At 74.8% G+C, this 18,216-nt stretch carries 11 protein-coding genes; 7 read left to right on the top strand and 4 right to left on the bottom strand.

Annotation, left to right across the window (positions count from 1 at the left end; genetic code table 11):
* Positions 1–67: 67 nt before the first annotated feature.
* From deoC to cobA, 3 genes are all read right to left on the bottom strand, one after another.
* Positions 68–721, bottom strand: a complete 654-nt coding sequence (deoC, locus tag ACPYN7_RS06750) for a deoxyribose-phosphate aldolase (protein WP_424347119.1) — start codon at positions 719–721, stop codon at positions 68–70.
* A 434-nt stretch (positions 722–1,155) separates the two neighbouring features.
* Positions 1,156–2,004: a uroporphyrinogen-III synthase gene (locus tag ACPYN7_RS06755; RefSeq protein WP_424347120.1), complete on the bottom strand. Its 849-nt coding sequence runs from the start codon at positions 2,002–2,004 to the stop codon at positions 1,156–1,158.
* A complete protein-coding gene (gene cobA, locus ACPYN7_RS06760; RefSeq protein ID WP_424347121.1) occupies positions 1,994–3,016 on the bottom strand; it encodes a uroporphyrinogen-III C-methyltransferase in 1,023 nt (340 codons plus the stop codon). Before cobA ends, ACPYN7_RS06755 begins: the two co-directional genes overlap by 11 nt.
* A 133-nt stretch (positions 3,017–3,149) precedes the next feature.
* Between cobA and ACPYN7_RS06765 the strand changes: the two genes are divergently transcribed.
* Positions 3,150–3,872 (top strand): sirohydrochlorin chelatase, encoded by a 723-nt coding sequence (locus ACPYN7_RS06765; RefSeq protein WP_424347122.1) that lies wholly within the window; start codon positions 3,150–3,152, stop codon positions 3,870–3,872.
* A gap of 246 nt (positions 3,873–4,118) precedes the next feature.
* Here ACPYN7_RS06765 and ACPYN7_RS06770 read toward each other — a convergent pair whose 3' ends face one another.
* Positions 4,119–5,573 (bottom strand): amino acid permease, encoded by a 1,455-nt coding sequence (locus tag ACPYN7_RS06770; RefSeq protein ID WP_424347219.1) that lies wholly within the window; start codon positions 5,571–5,573, stop codon positions 4,119–4,121.
* Between the two features lie 200 nt (positions 5,574–5,773).
* Between ACPYN7_RS06770 and ACPYN7_RS06775 the strand changes: the two genes are divergently transcribed.
* From ACPYN7_RS06775 to ACPYN7_RS06800, 6 genes are all read left to right on the top strand, one after another.
* Positions 5,774–6,814, top strand: coding sequence for a hypothetical protein (locus ACPYN7_RS06775; RefSeq protein ID WP_424347123.1), 1,041 nt, complete (start codon positions 5,774–5,776; stop codon positions 6,812–6,814).
* A 474-nt stretch (positions 6,815–7,288) separates the two neighbouring features.
* Positions 7,289–11,299, top strand: coding sequence for a Pls/PosA family non-ribosomal peptide synthetase (locus ACPYN7_RS06780; protein WP_424347220.1), 4,011 nt, complete (start codon positions 7,289–7,291; stop codon positions 11,297–11,299).
* The gene (locus ACPYN7_RS06785) at positions 11,289–12,509 is read left to right on the top strand and encodes a heparan-alpha-glucosaminide N-acetyltransferase domain-containing protein (RefSeq protein WP_424347124.1); all 1,221 of its coding nucleotides are present in this window, start codon (positions 11,289–11,291) and stop codon (positions 12,507–12,509) included. The genes ACPYN7_RS06780 and ACPYN7_RS06785 overlap by 11 nt, the downstream gene beginning before the upstream one ends.
* A gap of 397 nt (positions 12,510–12,906) precedes the next feature.
* On the top strand, positions 12,907–14,304 hold the full coding sequence (locus tag ACPYN7_RS06790; protein WP_424347221.1) for an MFS transporter: 1,398 nt from the start codon (positions 12,907–12,909) through the stop codon (positions 14,302–14,304).
* 40 nt (positions 14,305–14,344) lie between these two features.
* Positions 14,345–16,495 carry a molybdopterin oxidoreductase family protein gene (locus tag ACPYN7_RS06795; RefSeq protein ID WP_424347125.1) on the top strand — a complete coding sequence of 717 codons (2,151 nt, stop codon included), beginning with the start codon at positions 14,345–14,347 and terminating at the stop codon, positions 16,493–16,495.
* Positions 16,492–18,093, top strand: a complete 1,602-nt coding sequence (locus tag ACPYN7_RS06800; RefSeq protein ID WP_424347126.1) for an FAD-dependent oxidoreductase — start codon at positions 16,492–16,494, stop codon at positions 18,091–18,093. The genes ACPYN7_RS06795 and ACPYN7_RS06800 overlap by 4 nt, the downstream gene beginning before the upstream one ends.
* Positions 18,094–18,216: the final 123 nt, after the last annotated feature.

An 18,216-nucleotide genomic window follows, 5' to 3' on the forward strand; every position in this document is an offset into this window, starting at 1 on the left:
GCGGGGCACTCACCGATCAATGAGTGCCCCGCTTCACCCTGCCCTCTTGACAAGCAGGAACCCCATATCAGCCCAGCAGCGCGGGACCGCTGCTGGCGCCGATCCGGGAGGCGCCGGCCTCGATCATCGCCAGGGCGTCCTCGCGGGTGCGGATGCCGCCCGAGGCCTTGACGCCGATGCCCGGACCCACGGTGGCGCGCATCAGCCGGACGTCCTCCACGGTTGCCCCGGCGGTCGAGAAGCCGGTGGAGGTCTTCACGAAGTCCGCCCCGGCGGCCACGGCGGCCTCGCAGGCGAGGACCTTCTGCTCGTCGCTGAGCAGGCACGTCTCGATGATCACCTTGAGCCGGGCCCCGCCCCGGTGGGCGGCCTCGGCGACGGCGCGGACGTCCGCCTCGACCCGCTCGCGCTCGCCGGCGCGGGCGGCGGCGATGTCGATGACCATGTCGATCTCGTCCGCCCCGGCGGCCACGGCCGTGGCGGTCTCGAACGCCTTGACCTTCGTGGCGGAGGCGCCCAGCGGGAAGCCGACCACCGCGCAGGTCAGCACGTCGCTGCCCGCCAGCTGCTCCCGCACGAAGGAGGTCCACACCGGGTTGGTGCACACCGAGGCGAAGCCGTACTGCTTGGCCTCCGCGCACAGGGCGGCGATCTGCTCGCGGGACGCCTCCGGCTTGAGCAGCGTGTGGTCGACGTACGAGGCGAGCTGGGGGGTGGTCACGGGCGGCCTTTCGACGGGTCGGGCGGGTCGCGCCCAGCCTACCGGCCGCCTCGGCCGGACCCGGGGGAGCGCTCGCCCGAGGGCCGGTGGCGCGCTCGGTCCGCGGACCGTGACCGTTCCGTCACCATTACATCAGGAAAGTGTTCGCTAATCCGGCGAGGAGTGCTACATTCATTCCACGGCGAACCAATGTTGGCCTGACCTGCGACGTTGGCCGTGGCCGAGCGGTCGCAGGGGTGCGTCGGGGTACCCCCGGTTCCCCTGACCCCCGCCCCGGCGCGCCCCCGCAATCGTCCTGACCCGTGGCGAGCCGGCGCCCGACCGCGTGCCCGCGGCACGAGCTCCGTGCCACGATCGCCGTGCATGCCTCCAGGGCAGTCGTGGCGTCTCCAGCACCGGGCACTCGCCGCGTCCAGCAGCCGCAGTCGGGGTGCCTACTGTGCCTCGTCGGCGTCCGTGCCGGCCAGAGCCTCCGTGAGCTGCTTGAGCATCGCGCCCATCCGGAACCGCTCGGGCACGAGCGGCTCGATCCCGAGCTCGAGCAGCGGCGCCGCCGTCACGGGCCCCACGGTCGCGGCGAGCATCCCGCCGCGGAACGCGGCCAGCAGCTCCTCGTGCAGCCCCAGCTCCTCCGCCGTGCTGAACAGGGCGTCCACGGCCGGGGCGGCGGTGAACGTCACGGCGTCCACCCGCCCGGCGGCGGCCTCGCGCACGAGCACCGGCACCTGCCCGGCGTCGTCGGCGGGGGCCCACCGGTAGGGGGTCACGGTGAGCACCCGGGCCCCGGCGTCGGTGAGCCGGCGGCGCTGGACCGCGTCCGCGATCCCGTGCAGCTGCAGGCCGACGGTGCGCCCGGTCAGGTCGCCGCCGTGCTCGGCCAGCACCAGATCCACGAGCCCGGCGGTGGTCTCGTCCGCGGACATCCCGGCGTCCTCGAGGCCCAGGGCGCGCACCGCGCCGCGGCCCTTGGGCCCGCGCACGTAGACGGCGGCCTCGCGCAGGCACAGCAGCAGGTCGGCGTCGAAGCCTTGGGCCACGGCGGCGTCGTGCCAGCGCCGCAGCCCGTAGCCCGTGGTGAGCAGCACCAGGTCCGGGCGGGCGTCGAACATCGCCCGGGACGCGGCCGCGAGCCCGGCGTCCTCGCCGACCGGCTCCACGCGCAGGGCCGGGGCGTGCAGCACGCGGGCACCGCGGCGCTCGAGCGCCGCGATCTGGTCCTCGGAGCGGCGGTGCGCGGTCACGCCCACCACCCGTCCGGCCAGGGGCAGGTCCTCAGCAGCCATGGGCGGTGACCTCCGCGAGGAACGCGTCCCGCTCGGCGGTCGCCAGGCGGACCACGGGGCCCACGACGACGACGGCGGGCGAGCCGCAGCCGGCCGCCGCGGTGTCCGCGACCGCGTTCGTGAGGGTGGTGATCGTGGAGCGCTGCCGGTCGGTGAAGCCGCGCTCCACCACGGCCAGCGGGGTGCGAGGATCGGCACCGTTGCGGACCAGCCCGGCCACGAGGTGGGGGAGGGTGGCCACGCCCATGAGCACCACGAGCGTGCCCCCGCCCGCACCGAGACCCGCGAAGTGGGCGAGCTCCGCCTCGGAGAACGGCACGTGCCCGGAGGCGACCGTGAACATCCGGGACACCTCGCGGAACGTCACCGGGATCCCGGCCGCGCCCGGTACCGAGACCGCGCTGGTGATCCCCGGGACCACGTCCACCGGGATGCCGTGGGCGGCGCACGCGGCGAGCTCCTCGGCGCCGCGGCCGAAGACGTAGGGGTCCCCGCCCTTGAGCCGGACCACCGAGCGGCCGGCCAGGGCGTGCTCCACGATGAGGTCCTGGATCCGCGACTGGGGGACCGGGTGGTGGCCGGGGGTCTTGCCCACCGGGACGATCTCGGCGCCGGGGGCCGCGGCGGCCACCGCACCCGAGGGCGCGAGCCGGTCGACGAAGACCACGTCGGCGTCCTGCAGGGCCGCCACGGCGCGCACGGTGAGCAGATCGTCCGCGCCCGGGCCGCCGCCGACCAAGGTCACGCGGCCCCCGGTGCGGGCCGCGGGCTCCTGCACCACGGGCACCCGGGCGCCGGCGGCGTGCAGCGCCTCGCGCCAGCGCTGGGCCGCCGGGCCGACGACCACGGCGAGCGCGACGCCCGCCAGGTCCGCCGGGCCGAGCAGCGCGGGCTCGGCCACGGAGCGGACGGCCGCGCCGGCCGCCTCGTAGCGGTGCCGGGCGCGCCGGGCGTCGTGCGGGTCGCCGAGGACGAGCACCGGGACGTCGGTGAGGTCGGCGGTCAGCAGCATGCGGTCCTCCAGGGGGCGAGCGGGGGTCGTGCGTCCCTACCAGGATGCGGCACGCGTGTTACAGCACGGTTGCCCCCGTGACGCCGCATGACGTGGACGCCCTTCCTCGGGCCCCGCTCGTAGGCTGGGAGCCATGACGAGAACCGAGCACCCCGTCCTGCTCGCCTGCGCCCACGGCACCCGCTCTCCGGCCGGGCGCACCGCCGTGCAGCGGCTCGTGGACGCCGTGGCCGCCGAGCTGCCGGACGTCCGGGTGGTGCCCACGTGGGTGGACGTGCAGACCCCGGACCTCGCCGAGCGCACCGAGCAGCACGCCGGGCGCCCGGCCGTGGTGGTCCCGCTGCTGCTCTCCGCCGGCTACCACGTCTACGTGGACGTGGCCGAGGCGGTCGCCGCGGACGACCTGCACCGCGTCTCGGCCGCCCTCGGCCCGGACCGGGCGCTCGCCCGGCTGCTCGCCCGGCGGGTGCACGAGGCGTGCGCGGCCGCCGGGGCGCCGCTGGGGGAGCGCGACGCCGTGGTGCTGGCCACCGCCGGGTCCTCGGACCGCCGCGCGGTGGCCGACTGCGCCACAGTGGCGGAGCAGCTGGCCGAGGAGCTGTCCCGGACCGTGACCGTGTCCTACCTGGCCGCCGCGCGCCCCCGCGTGGCCGAGGCGGTGGCCGACGCCCGGGCCGGCCTGGCGGAGGAGGGCCGCGTCGTCGTCGCCAACTACCTGCTGGCCCCCGGCTACTTCCTGGACCTCTCGCGGACGGCCGGCGCGGACGTGGACACCGAGCCGCTGGCCGTGCCCGAGGGTGAGGTCCCGCCCGAGCTCGTGGACGTGGTGGTCACCCGCTACCGCTCGGTGGCCTGAGAGCTTCCCGCGCCCAGGCCCGCGCCGTGCTTCCTGGGTCCTCTCTCGCGCTCGCCCTCTGTCATTTCTCCGCCGAACCCCCACGTTCCACTCGCCCGGTGCGGCGAGTCCCCAGTCCTGTCGCGTATTCCCAGGTTTGATCATGGGGAAACGCGACACGACTGGGGACTCGACGAAAGGGTCGTCCGGTCGCTGGGGACTCGGCGGGAGTGCCGGCCCGGAGCCTGGGGGCTCGGCGCGGGGGCGTCAGTCTCGGACGCGGGTGAGGTCGGCGTCCTCGTAGCGGACCATCCTCGAGCCCGTCACCAGGCGGTGGCCCAGCCACAGGGCCAGGAACAGCGGCAGGCCGATGTAGGCGGTCAGCGCGGCCATCAGGTCCATGTCGCCGATGAACGCCTGGTAGTTCTGCCCGAGGATCACCACGGCGCACAGCACGAGCGCCACCACCGGGCCGAGCGGGAAGAACCGCGCCCGGTAGGGGAGGTCGGCGAGGTCCTTGCCCTGGGCGGTGTAGGCCTTGCGGAAGCGGTAGTGGCTCCAGGCGATGCCCATCCACACGATGAACCCCGCCAGCCCCGAGGCGCTGACCAGCCACACGTAGGCGTCCCCGTCCCCGATGAAGGTGGTGAGGAAGGACGCCCCGCCCACCAGGGTGGTGGCGATCAGCGCGTTCATGGGCACGCCGCGGCGGTTGACCTTCGCCAGGAACCTCGGGGCCTTGCCGCCCTCGGCCAGCGCCCAGAGCATGCGGGTGGAGGCGTAGAGCCCCGAGTTGCCGGCGGAGAGGATCGCGGTGAGGATCACGGCGTTCATCACCGAGGCCGCCGCCAGCACCCCGGCGTTCTGGAACACCAGGGTGAAGGGGGAGATGGAGATGTCCTCGACCCCGCTCGTGAGCAGGTTCGGGCTGGTGTAGGGGATGAGGAAGCCGATCACGGTGATGGCACCCACGTAGAAGAGCAGGATCCGCACGAACACGGTGCGGATGGCCCTGGGCACGTTCTTCTCGGGGTCCTCCGCCTCACCGGCGGCCACGCCGACAAGCTCGGTGCCCTGGAAGGAGAAGCCCGCCACCATGAAGATGGCGAGGATGCCGAGGCCGCCGCCCACGAAGGGCGCCTCCCCGGTGGTCCAGTTCTCGAAGCCGGGCGACTCCCCGCCCAGGATCCCGACGATCATCAGGATGCCGAGACCCAGGAACAGCACCACCGTGACGACCTTCACGAGGGAGAACCAGAACTCGCTCTCGCCGTAGGCGCGGGCGCTCAGCGCGTTGAGCGCGAACAGGATCGCCAGGAAGGACCCGGACCAGATCCACGAGGGCACGTCCGGGAACCAGTAGCGCATGATCAGGGCGGCGGCGACGAGCTCGGCGGCCACGGTGATCGCCCAGTTGTACCAGTAGTTCCAGCCGATGGCGAAGCCGAAGGAGGGGCTGACGAAGCGGGTGGAGTACTCCTCGAAGGCGCCGGAGACGGGCAGGTAGGTGGCCATCTCGCCCAGGGACTGCATGAGCAGGAAGACCATGAAGCCGATGGCCACGTAGGCCAGCAGCGCCCCGCCGGGGCCGGCGGTGGCGATGGTGTTGCCCGAGGCCACGAACAGGCCGGTGCCGATGGCCCCGCCCATCGCGATCATGGTCAGGTGGCGGGGCTTGAGGCTGCGGCGCAGCCTGTCCTGGGCCGGCGGCTGCTCCTGGATCTCAGGTGCGCTCTGCTCGGCCCGAGGGCGTGCGGTGATGCTCACGCGGAATCTTCTCCTCTGGTGTGGTGGACGGACCACGGAAGGAGGAAGTGGGGGGCGCCGTCCCCCCGAACGGTCCTGGCCGATTATGGGGGAGACGTTGCGAACCCAAAAATCGGGCGGGGGACGCCTCCGGGCGCGCGCCCTAGGATGGACGGGTGAAAACACGGACGGGACCGGGCGGGGCCGCACCGCGCCGCGGTTCCGGCCGGGCCGTCGATGTGGCCATTCTCACCGGTGCCCTGGTGCTCCTGGTCGCCGCGACGCTCGCCGGCCGCTGGGCGTGGCAGCCCGCCCCGGCGCCCGAGGACCGGGTCTCCTGCGCCCCCTACGGCCTCGAGGACGTGCGCGTCGCCCCGCGCGGCGGGATCGCCCCCCTGAACGACGGCCCGGTGCGCTCCGGCGGCCTGCGCTGGCGCGAGGCCCCCTCGGACCGGATGGACGTCGCCTTCGAGCACGACGGCACGACCAGCAGCTACCACGTCTTCGCCGACGGCATCGACTGGAGCGAGCCGGTCGGGGTGGTCTTCCGGCTGCACGGGGACGGGGCCTACGAGTTCCACCACCCCCAGCACAAGGTCTCCTGCCTCGCGGAGGTCGCGCGCTCGCACAACGCGGTGCTCGTGGCGCCCCGCACCCCGGACCGGCAGGGCGAGCCCACCTGGTGGGAGGACCTCGACGGCAACGCCGAGTGGTTCCTGGCCCTGGCCGAGCAGGAGATCTTCGCCGAGTACGACCTCGACCGCTCCCGCACGTGGCTGCACGGCTACTCCGGGGGCGCCGAGTTCATCAGCTACGAGCTGCTGGCCGACCGCGCGGACTTCCTGCGGGGCGGCGGCGCGGTGCTCTCCGGCGGCGGCGGGGCGCCGTCCTCCGGGGACTCGGAGCCGACGGAGGAGCAGCTCGAGCAGCTGGTCCTGCACTGGGACGTGGGCCTCGAGGACGACGGCACCGACCCGTGGGCGCCGTTCGACGCGCTCTCCGCGGCGGCCGCCGGGCACGCCTGGTACGAGGACGCCGGCTACGAGCGCACCAGCGTGCGCTACCGGGAGGGCGTGGACCACTTCGAGCTGCCCGAGGCCCGGGTGCTGGACGCCGCGATGACCGCCGGGGAGTCCCCGGGAGAGCGCTCGGCGGTGCTCTCGCCCGACCCCTCCGCAGAGCCCCGGAAGAGGGCCGCGGCACGCGGACGTGACTGATCTCTCGTCGTCGTCCCTGGTCAGCGCCCGATCCGCGGAACGACGGGGAACAGCGGGGGAGGCGCGGGCCCGGAACCGGCCCGCCACACCCGTTTCAGCTTGCGAACGCACATAACCGGCCGTACGGTGCAGTAAAGAAGTCGGCAGGGGAGCCGGCTCAGGGGGAAGGCCGATGCGGGGGCATCACGGCCGAACACTCACTCTCGGCACCGCGCTGATCCGGCGCGCGTGCCCCCGGGGTGCCTTCCGTCCGGTCCGTCCGGTCCCTGGGCTCGTCCTTCCTGTCGGCACCGGCCGCTGTGCAGATCCGCAGCGGCAGCGAAGTCGATGGGGGATTCAATGACAGTGCGCCCAAGCACGCGCAGCGGCTCGACCCGCCAGGGAGGCGGGCGGCACCTGCTCGAGGACCGGTACCCGGAGCAGGACCGGCCGGAGGACGGTGACGTCCTCGACCGCGCCCTGCACACGCAGCCCATGCCGCAGGTCCCGGGCCGCGCCGTCTTCCCCGTCTCCTCCGCGCCGGCGCCGCGCACGCTCGTGGACATCGTCATGGACACCGTCTCGCGCCACCCGGACGCCGTGGCCGTCGACGACGGGACCACCGTGCTCAGCTACGCCGAGTTCCTCGAGCGCGTCGAGGCCCAGGCCCAGCGCCTGTGGGACCTCGACATCGGCCGCGGGGACCGCGTGGGCATCCGCGTGCCCTCCGGGACCGTGGACCTCTACGTGGCCGTCCTCGGCACCATCTTCGCCGGCGCCGCCTACGTCCCCGTCGACTACGACGACCCCGACGAGCGTGCGAGCACGGTCTGGGAGGAGGCCGGGGTGTGCGCCGTCTTCGGCGCGGGCCTGGCCCTCCGGCCGCGCGCCGAGGTCCGCGTCGGCGCGGACTGCCGGCAGCCGGGCACGGGCGACGACGCCTGGATCATCTTCACCTCCGGGTCCACCGGCAAGCCCAAGGGCGTGGCCATCAGCCACCGCTCGGCGGCCGCCCTCGTGGACGCCGAGGCCGAGCTCTACCTGCCCCGGCGCCCGCTGGGCCCCGGCGACCGCGTGATGGCGGGGCTCTCGGTGGCCTTCGACGCCTCGTGCGAGGAGATGTGGCTGGCCTGGCGCTCCGGCGCCGCCCTGGTCCCCGCCCCGCGCGCGGTCGTGCGCTCGGGCACCGACCTCGGCCCGTGGCTCGTCGAGCGGGACATCACCGCCGTCTCCACGGTGCCGACGCTCGCGTCGATGTGGCCGGCCGAGGCGCTGAGCCGCATCCGCCTGCTCATCTTCGGCGGGGAGGCGTGCCCCAACGAGCTCGCCGCCCGCCTGGTGCACCCCGGCCGCGAGGTCTGGAACACCTACGGCCCCACCGAGGCCACGGTCATCGCGACCGGGGCCGTGCTCACCGGCGAGCCGCCCGTGCGCATCGGCCTGCCGCTGCCCGGGTGGGAGCTGGCGATCGTCGACACCGCCGGCAACCCCGTGCGCTGGGGCGAGGAGGGCGAGCTGATCATCGGCGGCGTGGGACTGGGCCGCTACCTGGACCCCGCCAAGGACGCCGAGAAGTTCGCGCCGATGGACTCCCTCGGCTGGGAGCGGGCCTACCGCTCCGGGGACCTCGTGCGCGCCGACCCCGAGGGCATCGTCTTCGTGGGCCGCGCCGACGACCAGGTCAAGATCTCCGGCCGGCGCGTGGAGATGGGCGAGATCGACGAGCAGATGACCCGGCTGCCCGGCGTGCAGGCCGGCGCCGCCGCCGTGCACAGCACCCCGGCCGGCAACCAGGTCCTCGTGGGATACCTCGTGGCCGAGGCCCCGGGCTCCGTGGACCTCGCCGAGGCCCGCCGGCTGCTCGCCGACCGCCTGCCGGGCCAGATGGTGCCCGCGCTGACGCTGATGGACGAGCTGCCCCTGAAGACCTCCGGCAAGGTGGACCGCAAGGCCCTGCCCTGGCCGCTGCCCTCCGCCGGCGCCGCCGCGGAGGCCTCGCGGGTCGACGCCGAGCTCGAGTGGCTCGCCGCCCTGTGGGCGGACCAGCTCGGCCCCCTGCCCATCGACGAGGACAGCGACTTCTTCGTCCTCGGCGGCACGTCCGTGGCGGTGGCCAAGCTGGTCTCCGAGCTCCGGCGCAGCTACCCGGACGCCGAGATCGCCGAGATCTACCGCAACCCCACGCTCGCCGGGATGCACGAGTACCTGACCACGCTGGCCCGCGTCGACGTCGTCGCCCAGGACGCCGCGCGCGCCCGCACGGTGACCGACGTCCCGCGCTGGAACGGCCTGGTGCAGATCCCCTTCCTCACGGCCCTCTACGCCGTCTCCGGGCTGCGCTACGTGGTGGGCGCGGCGATCGTCGTCTGGTTGCTCGCCAACCTGCTGGGCGCGGCCTGGGTCCCGAACCCGCCGCTGCTGCCGCTGGTGGCCGGCTGGCTCGTGCTCTTCGCCCTGCCCGGGCGGCTCGTGCTCACCGCGCTGTTCATCCGGCTGCTGACCTTCCGGTTGCGCCCCGGCGCGCACGCCCGCGGCTCCTGGACCCACCTGCGGGTCTGGATGGCCGAGCGGGTCCTGATCTTCAACAAGTTCGAGCCCCTCATGGGCACCCCCGTGATGGTGCTGTTCTTCCGGCTGCTCGGCAACCGGGTCGGGCGCCACACCCACCTCGACACGATGCCTCCCGTGAGCGGCATGGCCCGCATCGGCGACGGCGCGGCCGTGGAGCACGAGGTGGACCTCTCCGGCTACTGGCTCGAGGGCGACGTCCTCCACCTCGGCGGCGTGACCGTCGGCGAGAACGCCCGGATCGGCACCCGCACGCTCCTGAGCCCGGGTGCGGTGATCGGGGCCAGCGCGGAGGTCGACCCCGGCTCCCACGTCACCGGCACCGTCCCCGCCGGCCGGCTGCAGGGCGGCTCCCCGCTCGTGGACCTCGGCCCCGCCGGGGAGTCCTGGCTCGAGTGGGCCCCGGTCCGCGGCAACCGCTTCCTGACCGGGCTGCTGTACGCGCTGGGCCTCGGCACGGTGGGGATCCTGCCCGTGCTGGCCGTGGTCCCCGGCGCGCTGATCGTCTACACCCAGGTCCGGGGGATCGAGCTCTACGAGCTCGTCTTCCCCGTCATGGCCCTGTGGGTGCCCGTCTTCGCCGTGCTCACCGTCCTCGTCTACCTGGCCCTGCTCGTGCTGATCGTGCGCGCGCTCGCCCTGCTGATCCGTCCGGGCCACCACCCCGCCGACGGGACCGTGGGCTGGGCCGTGTGGCTCACCGGCGTGCTGCTGCAGAAGAGCCTCGTCTCCACCTACCCGGTCTACGCCTCCATCGCCACGCCGTTCTTCCTGCGGCTGCTCGGCGCCCGCGTGGGCGACCAGGTGGAGATCTCCACCGTGGAGACCCTCCCGCACCTGACCACCTTCGAGTCCGGCTCCTTCATGGCCGACCACTCGATGGTCAGCTCCGCCCGGGTCGGCTTCGGCTGGATCCACGTGGGCCCCTCGACCGTGGGGGAGCGCTCCTTCGTGGGCAACTCCGCGATCGTGGGACCGGATCGGGACGTCCCCGAGGACTCCCTGGTCGCCGTGCTCTCCTCCGCCCCGGCCGACGCCGGGCGCGGCACCTCCTGGCTGGGCCGGATGCCCGAGCCGATCAGCCGGGTCACCGACGCCGCCGACGAGGCCGTCACCTACCGGCCGCGCCGCCGGCTGGTCGTGGCCCGCACGCTCGTCGAGTCGCTGCGCGCCGTGCCGTTCATGGTCACCGCGTGGCTGGACCTCGCGATCGTCTTCGTCCTCACCACCATCTACATGGGGGCCGGGGGAGGCCTCGACGGGATCGTCGCGGCGCTGCTGTGGGCCACGCCCGTGGTGCTCGCCGCCGGCGTGCTGGCCGCGCTGGTCCCCGTGCTGGTCAAGTGGGCCCTGATGGGCCGCTTCCGCGAGGGCGAGCGCCCGCTGTTCAGCTCCTTCGTGTGGCGCAACGAGCTCGCCGACACCTTCGCGGAGTCCCTGGCCGTGCCCGGCCTGATCCGGCTGGCCGTCGGCTCCCCGGTGTTCAACGCCTGGGCCCGGCTCATGGGCGCGAAGATCGAGCGCGGCGTGTGGTGCGAGACCTGGTGGCTGCCCGAGTTCGACCTCGTGCACCTGGGCCGGGGCGTGTCCGTCAACCGCGGGACCGTGCTCCAGACCCACCTGTTCCACGACCGGATCATGCGGCTGCAGCCCGTGTCGATGGAGGCGGGCTCCACCCTGGGGCCCAACAGCTTCGTCCTGCCCGGCAGCACCGTGGAGGCCGGCGCCACGGTGGGCCCCGGCTCCCTGGTCATGGCCCAGGAGACCGTGCCTGCCGGCAGCACCTGGGGCGGCAACCCGATCCGCCCGCTGCACACCGACGCCGCCGGCACCACTCCCGGCGCCGGGACCGCACCCGCGACCGGGACCGCGTCCGCCGCGGGGCTCGCGTCCGACGTCGGGACCGAGTCCGCCGGAGGGACGACCCGTGAGCGCTGAGCACGCGGCCGCCACGCGTGGCGGGGGCACCGCGGTGCTCAACGTTCCCGGCGCCTCCGGCAAGCGCACCCGGCGTCGTCTGGTCGGCGTGGACGCCGCCCGGGGCTTCGCCCTGCTCGGGATGGTCGCCGTGCACACCCTGCCCTACTGGGACGCGGAGAACGAGCGCGCCTCCCTGAGCTGGTCCCTGTTCGCGGGGCACTCGGCCGCTCTCTTCGCGACCCTCGCCGGGGTGAGCCTCGCGTTCCTCTCCGGCGGCCGCACCCCGCACACGGGCCGGCGCCTGGCCGGGGACCGGGCGGGGCTGGTGGGCCGCGCCGCGGTGATCGCCCTCGTCGGGTTCCTCGTGGGCTTCGTGGCCCCGCCGGTGAACAACATCCTCATCTACTACGGGATGTTCTTCCTGCTCGCCATCCCGTTCCTGGGCCTGCGCATCCGGCACCTGCTGATCAGCGCGGCGGCGTTCACCGTGCTGGCCCCGTTCCTGATGCAGTGGTCCCTGGACGTCCTGCCCGCTCACGTGCACGACAACCCCACCCTGTGGAACCTCGTCACGGAGCCGGTCACCGTGCTCTCCCAGCTGCTGCTGACCGGCACCTACCCGGCCCTGCCGTACATGGCCTACCTGTGCGCGGGCATCGCCCTGGGACGGATGAACCTCACGAGCCGGCGGGTGCAGCTGTGGCTCGTGGGCGCCGGCGCGGCCCTGGCCCTGCTCTCCTGGACGGTGTCCATGGCGGCGCTGCTGGCCTTCGGGGTCTACGACCGGATCTGGGCGGCCACCCCGTGGCTGTCCGAGGAGCAGATCGACGAGATCCTCGTCTTCGGCCCGGACCCGTCCCTGCCGACCACCACGCTGTGGTGGCTCATGGTGCCCGCCCCGCACAGCAACACGCCCGTGGCGCTGCTGCTGAGCCTCGGCATGGCCGCGTTCGCGCTGGGGGCGTTCCTGCTCCTGGCCCGGTTGATCGGCAAGGCGCTCACCCCGCTGGCGGCCGCCGGGTCCATGACGTTCACGCTCTACACCCTGCACCTGCTGTTCCTCGCCACGATGGTCCACGAGCTCCACCCGGGCTTCTGGTTCTGGATGCAGGTGGCGGCGTTCGGGCTGATCGCCGTGGCCTGGCAGCGCGCCGTGGGCCAGGGCCCGCTCGAGAAGCTGGTGGCCCGCACCTCGAAGGCCGTCGCCCGGAAGGTGGCCGAGCGCTGACGCCCTGACAGGGGCCTGGCCTGTCCTGCCCCTGCCTGCCCCTTGCCGCCGAGTCCCCAACCTGGTGGCGTTTCCCCACGCGGATTCGTGGGGGATTGCCACCGGCTTGGGGACTCGCCGCGCGGGGCCGCAGGTGGTTGGGGATTCGGCGCGCGGGGGCGCGGCTGATGGGGGACTCGGCGCACGAGGACACCGGGGACGGGGGACTCGGCGCGCGGCTGGGGGAGTGGGGCGCGGCGGGCTCACGTCCGCCGCGCGGGGGCGTGAGGGGAAGTGCACCGGGGCGTTACCCCGTCCGTCGGGGACGGAAACACGGGGTTCCTAGCGTGGGAGCACCGCACGCCGCAGTCGCCGTGCTCCGCCCCGCTCGCCCAGGAGGTCCCCCGTGAGCTCAGAACTGCACCCCGACCCGGCCACCACCGCGGCCCACATACCGGTCCCGGCACCACTGGCCCTGCGCGAGCGGCCCGGCCGCTGGCTGGACGGCTACCGCCCCGAGGACCCCGCGTTCTGGGAGTCCACCGGCCGCCCCATCGCGCGCACCAACCTCACGTGGTCGATCGTCGCGGAGTTCCTGGGCTTCGCCGTCTGGCAGCTGTGGGCCATCACCGTGATCTACCTGCCGGCGGCGGGCTTCGCCTTCAGCGACTCGCAGATCTTCTGGCTGATCTCCATCCCGTCCCTCGTGGGCGCCACGCTGCGCATCCCCTACACGTTCATGGTGGGACGGTTCGGCGGCCGGAACTGGACCGTCGCCTCCGCCCTGCTGCTGCTGATCCCCACGGTGGGCCTGGCCCTGGCGGTCGCCGACCCGGGCACCCCGTTCGCGGTCATGCTGCTGCTGGCGGCCACCGCCGGCTTCGGCGGCGGCAACTTCGCCTCCTCGATGGCCAACATCACCTACTTCTACCCCGTGCGGGAGAAGGGGTATGCGCTCGGGCTCAACGCGGCCGGCGGCAACCTCGGCACGGCCGTGGCCCAGCTGCTCGTCCCGATCGCCGTGACCGTGCTCGCCGCCGGGGCCCTGGACCTCCCGCTCGCCGGGTGGATCTGGGTGCCGTTCATCCTGCTCGCCGCGTGGGGCGCACGGAAGCACATGCACAGCCTCTCCCACGCCAAGGGGGACGTCACCGGGTCCCTGGCCACGGTGCGGGAGCCGCACTTCTGGGTCATGTCCTTCCTCTACGTGGGCACGTTCGGGTCCTTCATCGGCTTCTCCAGCGTGTTCCCCAAGCTCATCGCGGACACGTTCCCGGAGTTCTCGTCCCTCGGCGTGGGCGCCGCGTCGCTGTCCCTGGCGTTCCTCGGCCCGCTGGTGGGCTCGGTCTCCCGCCCGTGGGGCGGGCGGCTCGCGGACCGCTTCGGCGGCGCCCCGATGACGGTCGCGGTGTTCGCCGTGATGGCGCTGCTCGCGCTCGCCGTGGTGGTCACCCTGCCCCTGGCCGGCTTCTGGCTGTTCCTCGGCCTGTTCCTGCTGCTGTTCACCGCGGCCGGCATGGGCAACGGCTCCACGTACCGGATGATCCCCTCGATCTACCGGGTGCTGGGGCGGCGGCAGCAGCAGGACGCCGCGGTGTCCACCGAGCGCAAGGCCTCGGCGGCGCTGGGCCTGATCGGGGCGGTCGGCGCGTACGGCGGCTTCCTGATCCCGCAGGCCCTGAACCTCTCCAACACCACCACGGGCGCCTACAGCGCGGCGTTCTACGGCTTCGTGGCGTTCTACCTGGTGGCCCTCGTGGTGACCTGGTTCTGCTACCTGCGCCCGGGCACCGAGATGGGCGACAGCCACGTCTGAGCCCGCACCGACCCGCCCGGACGACACCAGGAGCCCCCGCATGAGCACCACGGCCACCCACTGCCCGTACTGCGCCCTGCAGTGCGCCATGGCCCTGGACCCGGGGTCGAAGACTGCCGCGGAGCAGGGCTTCCCCGAGGTCGCCGCCCGGCAGTTCCCCACCAACCGGGGCGGGATGTGCCGGAAGGGGTGGACGTCGGCGGAGCTGCTCGCCGACCCGGCGCGGCTCACCGCGCCGCTGCTGCGCGGGGCGGACGGGGTGTTCCGGCAGGTGTCCTGGGACGCCGCGCTGGACCGGACGGCCGAGGAGTTCCGCGCCGCCCGGGAGCGGTACGGCCCCGACGGCGCCGGCGTGTTCGGCGGCGGCTCACTGACCAACGAGAAGGCCTACCAGCTGGGGAAGTTCGCGCGGGTGGCCCTGGGGACCTCGCGGATCGACTACAACGGCCGGTTCTGCATGTCCTCCGCCGCGGCCGCGGCCAACCGCTCCCTGGGAATGGACCGGGGCCTGCCGTTCCCCGTGACGGACCTCGACGACGCCCACACCGTGCTGCTGCTGGGCTCGAACCCCGCCGAGACCATGCCCCCGTTCGTCCAGCACCTGCGGCACGCGCGGGAGCACGGCGGCCTCGTCGTCGTCGACCCCCGCCGTTCGGCCACGGCCCGGATGACGGACGACGACGGCGGAGTGCACCTGCAGCCCACCCCCGGCTCCGACCTCGTGCTGCTGCTGGGCCTGGCCCACGTGGTGCTGCACGAGGGCCTGGCCGACCGGGAGTACCTGCGGCGGCGCACCACCGGGCTCGAGGCCTTCCTGCCGAGCGTGAGCGCGTGGTGGCCCGAGCGGGTCGAGCAGGTCACCGGGGTCCCGGCGCAGCGGCTCCGGGCGGCCGCCCACCTGCTGTCCCGCGAGCGGAAGGGGACCTACGTGCTGACCGGGCGCGGGGTGGAGCAGCACGTGGACGGCACGGACACCGCGACCGCCGCGATCAACCTCGCCCTGCTCCTCGGGCTGCCCGGCCGGCCGGGCTCCGGCTGGGGCACCCTGACCGGGCAGGGCAACGGGCAGGGCGGGCGCGAGCACGGCCAGAAGGCCGACCAGCTGCCCGGCTACCGCAGCATCACGGACCCCGCCGCCCGCGCCCACGTGGCCGGGGTGTGGGGCGTGGACCCGGCCGACCTGCCCGGCCCCGGGATCCCGGCCGTGGAGCTGCTGACCACCCTCGGCACCGAGGGCGGTGTCCGCTGCCTGTGGGTCAACGGCTCCAACGTGGTGATCGGCGCCCCGGACACGGCCGCCGTGGTCCGCGGGCTGCAGGCCCTGGACTTCCTGGTGGTCTGCGACTTCTTCTTCTCCGAGACCGCGGAGCTCGCCGACCTCGTGCTGCCGGTGCTGCAGTGGGCAGAGGAGGAGGGCACCATGACGAACCTCGAGGGCCGGGTGCTGCGCCGCCGCCGTGCGCTCGACCCGCCGCCCGGGGCCCGGGACGAGCTGTGGATCATGGCCGAGCTGGCCCGCCGGCTCGGTGCCCCGGGGACGTTCAGCCCCGAGCCGGAGGAGGTCTTCGAGGAGCTGCGCCGGGCCTCGGCCGGGGGCAGGGCCGACTACTCGGGGATCGGCTGGGCCGCCCTGGACGCCGGCGAGGCCTGCTGGTGGCCGCAGCCCGCCGGCTCCACGGGCACGCCCCGGGTCTTCCTCGACCGCTTCGGCCACCCGGACGGGCGCGCCGTGCTCGTGCCGGTGCGCACGCGCGCCGCCGGCCGGGCCGTGGACCCGAGCCCGCCGGCCCACCGCCGGGAGCCGCTGCACCGGCCCGGGACCCTGACCCTGGTCACCGGGCGTTATCTGGAGCACTACCAGTCCGGGAACCAGACCCGCCGCGTGCCCTCGCTGCAGGCGGCCCGGCCCGGGGCGCTGCTGCAGATCCACCCCGCCACCGCGGCCGCCCTCGGCATCGGCGACGGCGCCGCGGTGGAGCTGACCAGCGACCGCGGCCGCGCCGTGGCCCGCGCCGCGCTCAGCGGCGACATCCGCCCCGACACGGTGTTCCTGCCCTTCCACTACGCCGGGGAGCAGACCGCCAACCGGCTCGTGTCCGCCGCGGCCGTGGACCCGGTCTCGGCCATGCCCGAGTTCAAGGCGGCCGCCGTCACCGTCCGGGCGCTCGCCCCCGAGGAGGCCGTCCGATGACCCCGCACCGCTCCTCCCGCTCGGCCGCCGCCCCGATGCGGCCCGGCGAGCACGTGGTGGTGATCGGCTTCGGTCCCGTCGCCGCGCGCTTCGTCGACGACGTCACCGACCTCGCCGCCGAGGGCACGATCCGCCTCACCGTGATCGGCGGGGAGCAGGACCCGGCCTACAACCGGGTGCTCGTGGGCGAGCACGCGGTGGGCCGCGCCGAGCTCGCCACGATGGCCCTGGCCGACCCGGAGGCCCTCGCCCGGGCGGGCGTCGACGTGCTGCTGGGCACCCGGGTGACCCGGATCGACCGCTCCCGCCGCGTCCTGCGCCTCACGGACGGGCGGAGCGGTGCCGTCCGCGAGCTCGGCTACGACCGCGTGGTCCTCGCCACCGGGGCCCGCCCCAACCTGCCCGTGCTGCGCGGGATCAACCCGGACCCGGGCGCCTACGAGCACCTGCCCGCCGGGGTCACGGCGCTGCGGGACCTGCGCGACGCCCGGACGGTGCGCGCCGTCGTCGAGCGCCGCGGCCGCGTGGTGGTGCTGGGCGGCGGCGTGCTCGGGCTCGAGGCCGCCCTCGCGGCGAGCGAGGCCGGCTGCCCGGTGACCGTGGTGCACCATGCCCCCTGGGTGCTGACCCGCTCCCTCGACGCCCCCGGCGGGGCGCTGCTGGGCCGGGCCCTGGCCGACGCCGGCGTGGAGGTGCGCTCCGGGACCCCGGCGCGCGAGGTCCTCCTGGACGGGGACCGGGCCTTCCGCGGGCTCGTCCTCGAGGGCGGCCGGACCGTGCCCGGCGAGCTGCTGATGCTCTCGATCGGGGTCACGGCGCGCACGGAGCTCGCCGAGGGCGCCGGGCTGCGCACGGCCCGGGGCATCGTGGTCGACCACGAGCTCGGGGCGGACGTGGAGCAGCGGGTGTTCGCGATCGGGGACTGCGCCGAGGTGCTGTGCCAGGACCCGTCCTGCCGGGAGTGCCCCGGCCGGGCGGACGCGGGCCCGTCCGGGCTCGTGGGTCCGGGCTGGCGGCAGGCGGAGTGGCTGGCCGCCCGCTTCCGCGCGGAGCTGGCCGCCGTGGCCGAGGGCGGGACCGCGGTGCTCGCGCCCCTGACCACCGGCCCCGCAGGCTCGGTGCGGCTCAAGGCCCGTCAGGTGGAGCTCGCCTGCGCGGGCGAGGTCGGGGGGCCGCCCTGGGAGCCCCGCCCGGACGGCGGGAGCGTGGTGCAGTGGGCGGACGGCGCCGCCGGCAGCTACGCCCAGCTCGTGCTGCGGCCCGACCGCACCCTGGCCGGCTACGTCGTGCTCGGCCTGCCCCGCTCCGCCGCCGGGATCGGGCTGCTCCACGACCGCGGCGAGCCCGTGCCCGAGGACCCGAGCGTCCTGCTGCGCCCCGACGGCCCGGACGCCGGGTCGCAGCAGGAGGCCCGGCCGACGCCGGGGACCACGGTCTGCCACTGCGCCGGCGTCACGCGGGGCCGGATCGCCGAGGCCGTGGAGCAGGGTGCCGCCACCCTCGAGGAGGTCCGCTGCGCCACCCGTGCCGCGACCGGGTGCGGGGGCTGCGGGGACGCCGTGCGCCGGCTCGTCGAGGAGCACGCCGCCGCCGTGTGACGGGCCCGGTGCCGCCGGGGCCGGCGCGCGCGCCGCCGGCGTGCTCGCGCAGAAGGGTGGACACGGTGCCGGCCCGTTCCGGTTGGCCCGCACGGCACGGGGTGCGAAGATGGTCGCGCCCGT

It is taken from the genome of Kocuria sp. CH-021 (assembly GCF_049716185.1).
In the GTDB taxonomy this organism is placed as follows: domain Bacteria; phylum Actinomycetota; class Actinomycetes; order Actinomycetales; family Micrococcaceae; genus Kocuria; species Kocuria cellulosilytica.